The 14,275-nt window shown below is 60.0% G+C and carries 10 protein-coding genes; 7 read left to right on the top strand and 3 right to left on the bottom strand.

The genetic code is table 11. The features are described 5' to 3' along the window. Nucleotides 1-145: 145 nt before the first annotated feature. Complete coding sequence (locus EJA71_RS13540; protein WP_158957608.1) at nt 146-502, top strand: hypothetical protein; 357 nt, start codon at nt 146-148, stop codon at nt 500-502. A gap of 70 nt (nt 503-572) precedes the next feature. Continuing rightward, nucleotides 573-1,067, top strand: a complete 495-nt coding sequence (locus EJA71_RS13535; RefSeq protein WP_158957606.1) for a GreA/GreB family elongation factor — start codon at nt 573-575, stop codon at nt 1,065-1,067. Here EJA71_RS13535 and gdhA read toward each other — a convergent pair. Continuing rightward, entirely contained in the window at nt 1,064-2,401 is a 1,338-nt protein-coding gene (gene gdhA, locus EJA71_RS13530) for an NADP-specific glutamate dehydrogenase (protein WP_158957604.1), read from the bottom strand. The genes EJA71_RS13535 and gdhA overlap by 4 nt on opposite strands. 374 nt (nt 2,402-2,775) lie before the next feature. Beyond that, nucleotides 2,776-4,440 (bottom strand): energy-dependent translational throttle protein EttA, encoded by a 1,665-nt coding sequence (ettA, locus tag EJA71_RS13525; protein ID WP_110720271.1) that lies wholly within the window; start codon nt 4,438-4,440, stop codon nt 2,776-2,778. A gap of 285 nt (nt 4,441-4,725) precedes the next feature. Here ettA and morA point away from each other — a divergent pair, with 285 nt between their 5' ends. The 5 genes from morA (at nt 4,726) to EJA71_RS13500 (ending at nt 13,145) form a co-directional block, all read left to right on the top strand. Next, on the top strand, nt 4,726-8,574 hold the full coding sequence (morA, locus tag EJA71_RS13520) for a cyclic di-GMP receptor MorA (RefSeq protein ID WP_158957602.1): 3,849 nt from the start codon (nt 4,726-4,728) through the stop codon (nt 8,572-8,574). Between the two features lie 240 nt (nt 8,575-8,814). Next, on the top strand, nt 8,815-10,068 hold the full coding sequence (glyA, locus tag EJA71_RS13515; protein WP_007909785.1) for a serine hydroxymethyltransferase: 1,254 nt from the start codon (nt 8,815-8,817) through the stop codon (nt 10,066-10,068). A 278-nt stretch (nt 10,069-10,346) separates the two neighbouring features. After that, nucleotides 10,347-11,660: a C4-dicarboxylate transporter DctA gene (locus EJA71_RS13510; protein WP_158957599.1), complete on the top strand. Its 1,314-nt coding sequence runs from the start codon at nt 10,347-10,349 to the stop codon at nt 11,658-11,660. Between the two features lie 49 nt (nt 11,661-11,709). Next, nucleotides 11,710-12,414, top strand: coding sequence for a FadR/GntR family transcriptional regulator (locus EJA71_RS13505; RefSeq protein WP_158957597.1), 705 nt, complete (start codon nt 11,710-11,712; stop codon nt 12,412-12,414). A gap of 20 nt (nt 12,415-12,434) precedes the next feature. Continuing rightward, on the top strand, nt 12,435-13,145 hold the full coding sequence (locus tag EJA71_RS13500) for a GntR family transcriptional regulator (protein WP_158957595.1): 711 nt from the start codon (nt 12,435-12,437) through the stop codon (nt 13,143-13,145). Between the two features lie 123 nt (nt 13,146-13,268). On the opposite strand, the gene yjiA is transcribed toward EJA71_RS13500, so the two are convergent. Further along, nucleotides 13,269-14,240, bottom strand: coding sequence for a GTPase (gene yjiA / locus EJA71_RS13495; protein WP_158957593.1), 972 nt, complete (start codon nt 14,238-14,240; stop codon nt 13,269-13,271). Nucleotides 14,241-14,275: the final 35 nt, after the last annotated feature.

Here is a 14,275-nt window from a genome sequence, read left to right as displayed (position 1 = left end):
CCTTCGGCAGCTCCTACATTTGGAATGTACTTCACCTGTAGGAGCTGCCGCAGGCTGCGATCTTTTGATCTTTCTTTCACACCCCACTAATGAATCCCCATCTAGACTCTCCATATAAGCCGGAGTAGCGGCTAAGGAGAGTGCAATGTGGCGGTGTGCGGGTTTGCTGGGTGTTGTGCTGTTGCTGGGCGGTTGCCAGACCACCCATGAAGATCTGATCGCCAAGGGTTACCCACCGGCCTTCGCCGACGGCTTCGATGACGGTTGTGTCAGCGGTCGCCAGGCGGCCGGTTCGATCAGCGGCGAGTTTCGCAAGAACGTGCCGCGCTACCTCAAAGACAAGCAATACGCCGAAGGCTGGACCGACGGTTTTCGCCAATGTCAGGCGATGCTGGAAAACAAGGGACGCGAAGAGTATCGCAACGAACACTGGGACGAACGCGAGCGCGCCTGGCAGCAGCAGAAAGATCAGGACACCGGGCGGGCTTATCGCTCGCCGTAGGTCGCTCCCAGACATCCAGTGAAACCAAATGCCTGCGAGCATGGCCCAAACCTCATACGAGGAGGAATTCATGAGCCGTGCTTTCGTCAACGAAGACAACGCCGCCGCACAAGCCGATCAGCCGGTCGAACGGCAGGTCAGTGAGCAGCCCAATTACGTCACCGCGCAGGGGCTGGAGCAGTTGCAGGCGAAAGTCGCCGAACTGCAAAGTCTGCATGCAGAACAATCAGCCAAGGGTGAACAAGCCGACAAACAACGGCTAGCGGATCTGCAAAGAGATTTGCGCTACTTCAATCAGCGCCTGAGCAGCGCGCAAGTCGCCGTCGCAGCCACGTCCAGAGACAAAGTGCAGATCGGCAGTTGGGTGACCTACGCCGACGAACACGACACCGAACGCCGGGTGCAACTGGTCGGTGAAGATCAGGCCGATGCCAGCAAGGGGCTGATCAATTGGGGCTCACCGCTGGGCCGGGCGCTGCTCGGTGCTCGGCTCAACGACGAGGTGCTGTGGCAGCGCCCCGCCGGCGATCAAGTGATTGAAGTGATCCGCATCGAACCGGCTTAAACCACACCCTGCGCCAACATCGCGTCGGCGACTTTGACGAAGCCAGCGATGTTCGCGCCTTTGACGTAGTTGATCCGCCCGTTCTCTTCGCCGTAATGCACGCAAGCGTGGTGGATCGACTGCATGATCGCGTGCAACTTGCTGTCGACCTCGCCCGCCGTCCACAGCAGACGCATGGCGTTCTGCGACATCTCCAGACCACTCACCGCCACGCCGCCGGCATTCGATGCCTTGCCCGGTGCGAAGAGAATGCCGGCCTCGATAAAGATATCCACAGCCTCCAGCGTTGTCGGCATGTTCGCGCCTTCGGCCACGCACACACAGCCATTGCGCAACAGCGTGCGTGCGGCTTCGGCGTCGAGTTCGTTCTGCGTGGCGCACGGCAGCGCGATATCGCACGGCAACGACCACGGCAACTGACCGGCGCGGAACTCCAGCCCGAAGGCTGCGGCCAGTTCGCTGATGCGTCCGCGTTTGACGTTTTTCAGTTCCAGCAGCGCGGACCACTGTTCTTCGCTCAGGCCAGCCTCGCAATACAGCGTGCCTTCGGAGTCGGACAGGGAAATCACCTTGCCGCCCAGATCCATGACCTTACGCGCGGCGTACTGCGCAACGTTGCCGGAACCGGAGATCGCCACGCGTTTGCCTTCCACAGTCTGTTCGCGGCGCTTGAGCATTTCTTCGGCGAAATACACGCAGCCGAAACCGGTGGCTTCCGGACGAATCAGGCTGCCGCCGTAGGTCATGCCTTTGCCGGTGAGGACGCTGGTGAATTGATTGCTCAGGCGTTTGTACTGACCAAACAGGAAGCCAATCTCGCGCGCGCCGACGCCGATGTCACCGGCCGGCACGTCAACGTCGGCGCCAATGTGGCGATACAACTCGCTCATGAAAGCCTGGCAGAAACGCATGACTTCAGCGTCGCTCTTGCCCTTCGGATCGAAGTCGGCACCGCCCTTGCCGCCGCCCATGGGCAGCGAGGTCAGCGAGTTCTTGAAGGTCTGTTCGAAGGCGAGGAATTTCAGCACGCCCAGGTTCACCGAAGGATGGAAGCGCAAGCCGCCCTTGTACGGGCCGATGGCGCTGTTCATCTGGATGCGGAAACCGCGATTGACCTGGACTTTGCCCTGATCGTCGACCCACGACACGCGGAACACCACGGCGCGCTCCGGCTCGCAGATGCGCTCCAGAATCCCCGAAGTCAGGTAGTGCGGATTGGCTTCGAGAAACGGCCACAGGCTGCGCAACACTTCTTCGACGGCCTGGTGGAATTCAGGTTGATCCGGGTCGCGTTTTTTCAGGCGGGCAAGGAAGGATTCGACGGATTCGATCATGGAAAAAGTCTCGGCAAATTTATTGTCGTTGGAGGAGATTGGGCCGGACTGTAACAAACGAATTGCGCACTGGAACAGAGCAAAATGTCGCAGTTATGAAATTAAATGGTGCACAGGATATAAATCCTGCCGATATTTGGCCCTATTTTGCACCTGAATGAGGAAAACAAGTTTGAATGATGCACCAACAGTTATACCGCCATCGCTGGCAAGCCAGCTCCCACAGTTTTAGCGGCGTTCACACAATCCGGACATAACACAATCCCTGTGGGAGCTGGCTTGCCAGCGATGAATCCACCTCGGTCCCGCTGACAAAAACCGGGCAAAAAAAAACGGAGCCCGAAGGCTCCGCTCTTTATGCAACCAACCCGATATCAGGCCAGTTTCTTGTGACGTACGCGGTGTGGCTGGGCAGCTGCTTCGCCGAGGCGTTTCTTGCGATCCGCTTCGTACTCGGTGTAGTTGCCTTCGAAGAAGATCGCTTGCGAGTCGTCTTCGTACGCCAGGATGTGTGTCGCCACGCGGTCAAGGAACCACCGATCGTGAGAGATCACAATGGCGGCGCCCGGGAAGTCCAGCAGGGCTTCTTCCAGGGAACGCAGGGTTTCAACGTCGAGGTCGTTGGACGGTTCGTCGAGCAGCAGGACGTTACCGCCCTCCTTCAGAGTCAGCGCCAGGTGCAGCCGACCGCGCTCACCACCGGAGAGGTCCTTGACGAACTTCTGCTGATCGCCGCCCTTAAAGTTGAAGCGACCGACGTAGGTGCGCGACGGGATCTCGTAGTTACCGATGCGGATCTGGTCGGAACCGTCGGAGATCTGCTGAAACACAGTCTTGCTGCCATCCAGGTCGTCGCGGCTCTGATCGACGCAGGCCAGTTGCACGGTTTCGCCGACTTCGATGCTGCCCGAATCCGGTTGTTCCTTACCCATCAGCATGCGGAACAGGGTCGATTTACCGGCACCGTTACCACCGATCACGCCGACGATGGCGCCTTTCGGCATCGCGAACGACAGGTTGTCGATCAGCACGCGATCGCCGTAGCCCTTGGTGACGTTCTTGAATTCGATAACCTTGTCACCCAGGCGCGGACCGGCCGGGATGTAGATCTCGTTGGTTTCGCTGCGCTTCTGGAATTCCTGCGATTGCATTTCTTCGAAGCGTTGCAGACGTGCCTTGGATTTCGACTGGCGGGCTTTCGCGCCTTTGCGCACCCACTCCAGTTCTTCCTTCATGGCTTTTTCGTGCGCCGACTGCTGCTTGGATTCAGCGGCCAGACGATCGGACTTGGCTTCAAGCCAACCCGAGTAGTTGCCTTCGTACGGGATGCCCGCGCCGCGGTCGAGTTCCAGGATCCAGCCAGCGACGTTGTCGAGGAAGTAACGGTCGTGCGTGATCGCTACCACGGTGCCCGGGAAGTCGTGCAGGAAGTGCTCCAGCCACGCAACGGAATCGGCGTCCAAGTGGTTGGTCGGTTCGTCGAGCAGCAGCATGTCCGGGGCGGACAGCAGCAGACGGCACAGGGCCACACGACGCTTTTCACCACCGGACAGGTGTTCTACTTTCGCATCCCAAGCTGGCAGACGCAGCGCATCGGCGGCGACTTCCAGTTGGCGCTCAAGGTTGTGACCGTCGCTGGCCTGCAGGATCGCTTCGAGCTTGGCCTGCTCGGCAGCCAGTTTGTCGAAGTCGGCATCCGGGTCGGCGTAGGCCGCGTAGACCTCGTCCAGACGCGCTTGCGCATCCTTGATCACGCTGACCGCTTCCTCGACCACTTCGCGCACGGTCTTGGTCGGATCAAGTTGTGGCTCTTGCGGCAGATAACCGATGTTGAGGTCCGGCATCGGACGGGCTTCGCCTTCGAATTCGGTGTCGACGCCAGCCATGATTTTCAGCAGCGTGGACTTACCCGAACCGTTGAGGCCGAGCACGCCGATCTTGGCGCCGGGGAAGAAGGACAGCGAAATGTTTTTGAGGATTTCCCGCTTCGGCGGAACAACTTTGCCCAGCCGATGCATGGTGAATACGTATTGAGCCATGGAGAACCTTGGGTCAGTGACAGATGAATGATTGCAGCGCGGGCGAAGCCCGGCCAGACCATGCGCGTCGTTCACTTGATGGTTATCAATGCGTGCGCGCTGAAAAAGTCTGAGTCTAGGAGCTGGAACGCTCCCGCGTAACCGGCAAAGCTACCTGATTGACCAGTGGCAGTCCAGCCGAGCGGGGCTGGCACTTCGCCACAACTCAAGGCATGCTAGCCGCCCTCTGGGCGTCCGGCATATAGTGCACGTCGCGCCAGTCCAGCCAAACCGCAGGATTACAGCTTGTCCAACGTTACCCCGCCAGCTTCTGTGAGCGCGTCCAACCCGGCGACCGGCTCGCCCCTGCGCGGAACATTAAAGGGTGCGCTGGCGACACTGGTGCTGTTGCTGCTGGCCTTGCTGTTCTGGCAGTTGCTCGATCAACTGCGCGAAACCCAGAAAAACCAGCGCCAATACACCATCGACTACACCGCCGACCTCGCCTCGCAGGTCAGTCTGAACATGGCGCTGAATGCGCAAATCGCCCTCAATCTGCTACCGATCGTCGAGCAGCCGCAGTCAGCCGACGAACAGCAGGCCCTGCTGCGCAAGCTCCAGCAGTCGCTGCCCGATCTGCGCAGCATGGCGTTGCTCAGCCCTTCCGGGCGGATCCTCAGCGACAGCGCCACCGACAGCCACGACGCCGATTACCTCACCGAACTGGTCCGGCGCAGCCGCGCCCAGGCGCACTATTTCAGTAACGCCGAAGATGGCTCGGTGGTGCATTTGTTGCTGCATCAAGCCAGCGGCAGCAGCCGTGGTTATTGGGCCTTGCGCCTGACGCCGACGTTCTTCGACTCGCTGACCAAACAGGGTGACACCGGTCTGCGCCCGCTGTGGCTGGTGGAAAACCGCCTCAACCATCAGATCATCAGTCGCGACGAAGCGCTGCCTTCGGCCAAGCCCGGCGTGCTCACGCCAGACGATCTGGGCAACACCGTGCTGACCGTGCCGCTAAGCAGCAGCGACTGGCAACTGCGTGGTTTGTTCGACCGTCAGCGCGTTCTCGAAGAGCTGTTGCCAGCATTCATCGGCAAATGCCTGCTGGGGCTGGCGTTCTCGATGCTGCCGGTGATTGCGTTGCTGAACATGCGCCGCCGCCAGCGCCAGTTACATGAAGGTCGCCGGCGCTATCAGGACATCTTCGAAGGCACTGGCGTGGCGTTGTGCGTACTCGACCTGTCGGGCCTCAAGCAAACGTTCGACAAGGCGCAGATCCAGACCAGCGATCAGCTCAAGGCCTGGCTCGACCAGCCGCAGCAGCGCCAACAATTGTTGCAGGAACTGCGCGTTACTGAGGTCAACCAGGTCGCGCTGCAACTGCTCAACGTCAATTCCTGCGAACACGCTTGGCAATTGCTGATCGACGGTCACCCACACCGTCACTGCGCCATCGGCAATCAAGTGCTCGACGCCGTGCTCCAGCAGCAAAAGCAGCTGGAACTGGAAATCAAACTGCCGGACCTCAATGGTCGCGACCAACACCTGTGGATGGTGTTACGTCTGCCGCAGGAGCAGCACGATTACAAAGCGGTGATCCTCAGCATCAACGACATCACCAGCCGCAAACTGATCGAACTCTCGCTGCTCGAGCGCGAAGGTTTCTGGTCGGACGTGGTGCGCACCGTGCCGGATCATCTGTACGTGCAGGACGTGATCAGCCAGCGGATGATTTTCAGCAACCACCACCTCGGCCAGACACTCGGTTACAACCGCACCGAACTGCACCAGATGGGCGAGTACTTCTGGGAAATCCTCCTGCACCCGGAAGACGCCGACTATTACCATCGCTCGCGCCAGCAGCAGCGTCACGCCGGTTACAGCCAATTGCTGCAATGCCAACTGCGCTTCCGTCATCGCGATGGCAAGTGGCGGCGCTTCGACATTCGCGAACAGGCCCTCGCCCGCGACAAGCACGATCAAGTCACGCGGATCATCGGCGTGGCCAAGGACATCACCGAGCAGATCGAGGCCAGCGAATCCCTGCGCGACAGCGAACAGCGCTACCGCATGCTCGCCGAAAGCATCAGCGACGTGATCTTCTCCACTGACAGCAAACTCTCGCTGAACTACGTCAGCCCGTCGGTGCAAGCCGTGCTGGGCTATGACGCCGAGTGGATTTTCCAGAACGGCTGGCAATCGACCATTGCCAACCCGCAGCAACTGAGCGGCATCTACACGCTGATGGATCGCGTCAGCAAAGCCCTCGACAAACCCGAGCAACTGGCACTGTTGCGCAGCCAGGTGCAGACGCAATTGTTCCTGTTCGACTGCCTGCGCGCGGATGGCCGCAAGATCCCGATCGAGCTGCGTCTGGTGCTGGTGTGGGACGAGCATGGCGCGTTTGAGGGCGTGCTCGGTGTCGGTCGCGACATCAGTCAGCAACGCCGCGCCGAGAAAGACCTGCGCATGGCCGCCACGGTGTTCGAGCATTCGACTTCGGCGATTCTGATCACCGACCCGGCCGGCTACATCGTTCAGGCCAACGAAGCCTTCAGCCGTGTCAGCGGTTACGCGGTGAGCGAAGTGCTCGACCAGTTGCCGAACATGCTTACCGTCGATGAACAACAGGACGCGCACCTGCGCTATGTGCTCAAGCAATTGCACCAGCACAACACCTGGGAAGGCGAAGTCTGGATGAAGCGGCGTAATGGCGAGCATTACCCGGCGTGGGTCGGCATCACCGCGGTACTCGACGACGAAGGTGATCTGGCCAGTTACGTGTGCTTCTTCAGCGACATCAGCGAGCGCAAGGCCAGCGAGCAGCGCATTCACCGCCTCGCCTATTACGACGCCCTGACCCATTTGCCGAACCGCACGCTGTTCCAGGATCGCCTGCACACCGCGCTGCAATCGGCCGAGCGGCAGAAATCGTGGGTGGTGCTGATGTTCCTCGACCTCGACCGCTTCAAACCGATCAACGACTCCCTCGGTCACGCTGCCGGCGACCGCATGTTGAAAGACATGGCCACGCGCCTGTTGGCCTGCGTCGGCGATGACGACACCGTGGCGCGCATGGGCGGCGATGAATTCACCTTGCTGCTGCAGCATCGCTCCAGCCGCGAACTGGCGCTGAACCGGGCGATTCATGTCGCCGAGCAGATTCTTGCCAGTCTGGTGCGCCCGTTCGTGCTCGAGGGCCGCGAGTTCTTTGTCACCGCCAGTATCGGCATCGCCCTGAGCCCGCAGGATGGCAACGAACTCAGCCAGTTGATGAAGAACGCCGACACCGCGATGTACCACGCCAAGGAACGCGGCAAGAACAACTTCCAGTTCTATCAAGCCGACATGAACGCCAGTGCGCTGGAGCGTCTGGAGCTGGAAAGCGACTTGCGCCATGCCTTGGAGCAGAACGAATTCGTCCTGTATTACCAGCCGCAATTCAGCGGCGACGGCAAACGTCTGACCGGCGCCGAAGCACTGCTGCGCTGGCGTCATCCGCGTCGCGGACTGGTGCCGCCGGGGGATTTCATTCCGGTGCTGGAAGAACTCGGTCTGGTGGTGGACGTCGGCGATTGGGTGATCGACGAGGCCTGTCGCCAATTGAAGACCTGGCATCAAAACCGCGTGCGTGTGCCGAAGGTGTCGGTGAACATCTCGGCGCGGCAGTTCTCCGATGGCCAGCTCGGCACGCGGATCGCCACGATCCTGCGCGAAACCGGTCTGCCGCCGGCGTGCCTGGAGCTGGAACTGACCGAAAGTATCCTGATGCGCGAAGTCAGCGAGGCAATGCAGATTCTCGCCGGCCTGAAAAACCTCGGTCTGAGCATTGCGGTCGATGACTTCGGCACCGGTTACTCATCGCTGAACTACCTCAAGCAATTCCCGATCGACGTGTTGAAGATCGACCGCACGTTCGTTGACGGCTTGCCGTCCGGCGAGCAGGACGCGCAGATTGCCCGGGCGATCATTGCCATGGCGCACAGCCTGAATCTGGCGGTGATCGCTGAAGGCGTGGAAACCCATGAACAACTGGACTTCCTGCGTGAGCATGGCTGCGATGAGGTTCAGGGGTATCTGTTCGGACGGCCGATGCCGGCGAGCCGGTTTGAGGCGCAGTTCAGCAATGATGCGTTGTTCATGTTCGACTGAACATCTGCGGTGCTGCCATCGCTGGCAAGCCAGCTCCCTCAGGGACTTGCTGTGGATCAATTTTCTCGGGCTGAAACACAGACATTGTGGGAGCTGGCTTGCCAGCGATGAGGCCTTCAAAAGCACCGCACATCTGTCATGAACGCCACTTGTCTGCGACATGATGTCGTTTCATATGCCATCCAAAAGCGGTTGGGTTAGAATGCCCCCCTTTTCTGCCCCCGATCCTTGAGGACCGCCATGTTCAGCCGTGATTTGACTATTGCCAAGTACGACGCCGACCTTTTTGCCGCCATGGAGCAAGAAGCTCAGCGCCAGGAAGAACACATTGAGCTGATCGCTTCGGAAAACTACACCAGCCCAGCGGTGATGGAAGCTCAAGGCTCGGTCCTGACCAACAAGTACGCTGAAGGCTACCCAGGCAAGCGTTACTACGGTGGCTGCGAGTACGTCGACATTGTTGAGCAACTGGCCATCGACCGCGCCAAAGAACTGTTCGGCGCCGATTACGCCAACGTTCAGCCGCACGCCGGTTCGCAAGCCAACGCTGCTGTTTACCTGGCCCTGCTGCAAGGCGGCGACACCATTCTGGGCATGAGCCTGGCCCACGGCGGTCACCTGACCCACGGCGCCAGCGTTTCCTCCTCGGGCAAACTGTACAACGCTGTGCAGTACGGCATCGACGCCAATGGCCTGATCGACTACGACGAAGTCGAGCGTCTGGCCGTTGAGCACAAGCCGAAAATGATCGTGGCCGGTTTCTCTGCCTACTCGCAGATCCTCGACTTCCCACGCTTCCGCGCCATCGCGGACAAAGTCGGTGCTTACCTGTTCGTCGACATGGCTCACGTGGCCGGTCTGGTCGCCGCTGGTGTCTACCCGAACCCGGTGCCTTTCGCTGACGTCGTGACCACCACCACGCACAAGACCCTGCGCGGTCCACGTGGCGGCCTGATCCTGGCACGCGCCAATGCCGACATCGAGAAGAAGCTGAACTCCGCAGTATTCCCGGGCGCCCAGGGTGGCCCACTGGAGCACGTGATCGCTGCTAAAGCGATCTGCTTCAAGGAAGCGCTGCAGCCTGAGTTCAAGGCTTACCAGGAACAAGTGGTGCTGAACGCCCAGGCCATGGCCGAAGTGTTCATCGAGCGCGGTTTCGACGTGGTTTCCGGCGGTACCAAGAACCACCTGTTCCTGCTGTCGCTGATCAAGCAGGACATCTCCGGTAAAGACGCTGACGCCGCTCTGGGCAAAGCCTTCATCACCGTGAACAAGAACTCCGTGCCAAACGATCCACGCTCGCCGTTCGTCACCTCCGGCCTGCGCTTCGGTACTCCGGCTGTGACCACTCGCGGCTTCAAGCAAGCCGAGTGCAAAGAGCTGGCCGGCTGGATCTGCGACATCCTGGCTGACCTGAACAACGAAGCGGTGATCGACGCCGTTCGTGAGAAAGTCAAAGCCATCTGCAAGAAACTGCCGGTATACGGCGCTTAATTGCGACGTTAAACCCGCAGCATGAAAAACCGGCCAAGTGATTGGCCGGTTTTTTTTCGCCCGCGATTATTTTCAAACACCTGAACCGCTCAAGAATGGGACTTGCCGCACAACTGGTCAGACCGGTCATGCCAATTCGTCATTTTTCACTTGCGATCATGGAAAATCAGCGCCTAGACTGCGCCTGCACTGGACATACCGGTAAGACCACAATAATTAAGTCCTGAATCTGATGCGCTCAGCGCACGGCAGCCAGGACACCGACCAGGATTCCTCCCATGCTCAGATGGTGCTCGCGTTCAATCTTCCTCCAAGTGGTTCTCGGACTGGTGCTCGGCATCGTCTGCGGGCTGACCCTTCCTGAATACTCGGCCCAGCTCAAACCGCTCGGCGACGGCTTCATCAAACTGATCAAGATGCTCATCGGCCTCATCGTGTTCTGCGTGGTGGTCAGTGGAATCAGCGGCGCTGGCGACCTGAAGAAGGTCGGGCGCATCGGCCTCAAGTCGGTGATCTATTTCGAAGTGCTGACCACCATCGCGCTGGTGATTGGCCTGGTGTTTGCCTTCAGCACCGGAATCGGCAGCGGCGCGAATATCCATCTGGAGCAACTGTCTGCAGCCGACATGGGCGATCTTGCCGAACGCAGCCAGCACATGCACACCACCACACAGTTCCTCATGGACCTGATCCCGACATCGGTGATCGGCGCCTTCGCCGACAACAACATCCTGCAAGTGCTGCTGTTCTCGGTGCTGTTCGGCAGCGCGTTGAATCTGGTCGGCGAAGCGGCGTCCGGAATCTCGCGCCTGATCAACGAACTGAGCCATGTGATCTTCCGCATCATGGGCATGATCGTGCGTCTGGCGCCGATCGGCGTGTTCGGCGCCATCGCCTTCACCACCAGCAAATATGGCCTCGACTCCCTGCAACACCTGGGCAGTCTGGTCGGCTTGTTCTATCTGACCTGCATGGCTTTCGTCAGCGTGATTCTCGGCGTCGTGATGCGTGCCTCGGGCCTGCGCCTGTGGCCACTGCTCAAGTACCTGCGTGAAGAACTGCTGATCGTCATGGGCACCGCGTCGTCCGACGCCGTGTTGCCACAGATCATGCGCAAACTCGAACACCTGGGCATCGGCAGCTCCACCGTCGGGCTGGTGATTCCGACCGGGTACTCGTTCAACCTCGACGGGTTTTCGATCTACCTGACCTTGGCCATCGTCTTCATCGCCAACGCCACCGGCACGCCGCTGGCCATGACTGATTTGCTGACGATCCTGCTGGTGTCGCTGATTACCTCCAAAGGCGCCCACGGTATTCCCGGTTCGGCACTGGTGATTCTGGCGGCAACGCTGACGGCGATTCCGGCAATCCCGGTGGTCGGTCTGGTGCTGGTGTTGGCGGTGGACTGGTTCATGGGCATCGGCCGGGCGCTGACCAACCTGATCGGCAACTGCGTCGCCACCGTAGCCATCGCTCGTTGGGAAAAGGACATCGACGTGCAGCGGGCGAACAAGGTCCTCAACGGCGAACAGGGCTATACCTTTCAGCCGCGAAAAAACGTCGCCCAAGCGGCGGCCAAAGAATTTTGATTGAGCGCCGTGCCTGTCGATTGGCAGGCACGGCTCATGGAGCCAATACGTGATAAGCACATCAACCGTCGTCAACTCAGTGGTAGAAAAACTGCGGGCCGCTTTGGCCCGTGGTCAGTGGCGCTCCGGCGACATGCTGCCGGGTCAGCGCGAACTGGCCGAACAACTGGGCATCAGCCGCCCGAGCCTGCGTGAAGCAGTGATCGTTCTGGAAACCCTCGGCCTCGTACGTTCGATGCCCGGCAAAGGCGTGGTCGTGCTCGATGCGCACATCGGCGACAGCCAGAGCCACGACAGCGCAGTCGCCGGCGCCAGTCTCGAAGACGTCCTGCAACTGCGCTACACCCTTGAGCCGTTCATCGTTGGTCTGGTCGCGCAGTCGATCAGCAGCAAGGAAGTCGGCCAGTTGCGCCTGACCCTGATGGACATGCGCGAAGCCCTTGAGGCCGGCGACAGTGAAGCCGGCGTCAGCGCCTACATCGCCTTCCACGAAGAGCTGTTCACCCTGACTTCGAACCCGATTTTCCAGAGCGTGGTGCAACAAACCAGCGACGCCCTCAAACAAAGTGCCGAGGTGCTGCGCAATTCGCCGGAGCACCTGGCCGAACGACTGGAAGAAAACGAAGCCGTGGTGCGCGCGATTCGCAGCAAGAACAGCGCCCAGGCCAGCGCAGAAATGCGCCGGCACATTCTGCGCGAAGGTCAGCGGATGGGCATCGAGCTGAACATTCCGGATGACAACTTGAGTCGCTGATCCCTCAAAGGAGACAGGCCATGAACAGTTTCGCTTCACCTTCGCACGCCCAGCCGAGCGCCGCGCCCCTGCCCTTCTCCCGCCTGCAGGCGCCGGCGGAGGATCTGTATCCGCGCCTGTTCGATGCGATTCTCGAACAGCGCATTGATGCAGGCAGCCGTTTTACCGAAGACAGCCTGAAAGAGATGTTCGGCGTCAGTCGTGCGGATGTGCGGCGGGTGTTGACGCAGTTGTCCCATGAGCACGTCGTTGTCCTGCGCGCCAATCATCGGCCCCGTGTAGCGGCACCTGATCGCGAGCAGACGCAGCAGGCGTTGCATGCGCGGCGCCTGACCGAAAACACCTTGGTGCGACTGGCCTGCCAGCGTCCGCAGGCAGAAGGCTTGAAACGCTTGCGCGGGTTGATCGAACGCGAGCGCCAAGCTGTGGAGCAGGATCGGCGCGGCGCGGCGATTCGCTTGTCCGGGGAATTTCATCTGACGTTGGCGCAGATGGCGGGGAATGCACCGTTGGCGCATTTTCTTGGCAGCCTGGTGCCGTTGACGTCACTGGCGATTGCGCGTTGCGGGGGTTCTACACACAGCTGTTGCGCGTGGCAGGAACATACAGCGCTGGTTGAGGCAGTGGAGCGTGGCGATGCATCCAAGGCCGGCATGCTGATGAATCAGCATCTGGATCATCTTGAGCAGACGCTGCTGGAGTCGACCGTCAAGCAGTGTGTTGTCGGTTAAATCGCCATCGCGGGCAAGCCCGCTCCCACAGGTTTATTGGTGTGCACATAATCTGTGAACGACAAATAACCCTGTGGGAGCGGGCTTGCCCGCGATGGCGTCAGCCCTGACACCGAAGAACCCTCAGGCAGAAGCCACCTTGGCAAACCCAGCCCGAATCTTCTCCTCCGGCAAATCATCAGCAATAAACACAATCACACTTTCCCGCGCCTCACCCTCGGCCCATTCGGTGTCCCAGTCGAAGCCATAAAGCTTCAACACCCCCTGAAACACCAGCCGCCGATCTTCGCCAGCAATGTTCAGCACGCCTTTGTAGCGCAGCAGTTGCTTGCCGTGCTCTTCGAGCAATTCATTCATGAACTCGCTGAGCTGATCGATATCCAGCGGCTGATCGGTGCGCAGCACCAGACTGGAAATGCGGTCGATCGACGGCGCCTTGCTCACCGGGCGCAGGCTCAAGCCGCCGCCAAGATCGGCGTTGAGGTTAAAGCCGCGCACGTCGAGCAATTCAGCCAGATCGATGTTGCCGTGATCAACCACACGGATCGGCGCGCGACGATTGATCCGCGTCAGCCGTTCGCTCAGTGCGCTGAACGTGGCTTCGTCGACCAGATCGGTCTTGCTCACCAGTAAGCGATCAGCAAAACCGATCTGCGCCTGAGCGATGGTCTGGGTCAGATGCACATCCGCGTGCGCGGCATCGACCAGGGTGATGATGCCGTCGAGCAGATAGCGCTCGCGCAGTTCTTCATCGATGAAAAAAGTCTGCGCGACTGGCGCGGGATCGGCCAGACCGGTGCATTCGATCACCAAGCGGTCGAAGGCGATTTCGCCACTGTCCAGACGCTCGAGCAGCAGGTACAGGGCTTTGGTCAGGTCGGTATGGATGGTGCAGCAGACGCAGCCGTTGGCCAGGGTCATGACTTGCACGGGTTCGTCGCCGAGCAACTGGGTGTCGATGCCGGCGTCGCTGAATTCGTTTTCGATCACGGCGATTTTCAGACCGTGCTCGGCTTTCAAAATGTGGCGCAGCAACGTGGTCTTGCCGGCGCCGAGGAAACCGCTGAGCACCGTGACCGGGATGGGAGAGGACAAAACTCGATCTCCTTCACAAAATGAATGAACAACAC

The sequence above is a fragment of the Pseudomonas sp. PB106 genome (assembly GCF_009764645.1).
Lineage (GTDB): Bacteria > Pseudomonadota > Gammaproteobacteria > Pseudomonadales > Pseudomonadaceae > Aquipseudomonas.
Note: the sequence above shows the minus strand (reverse complement) of the source record. Positions and strands in the feature narration are given on the sequence as shown.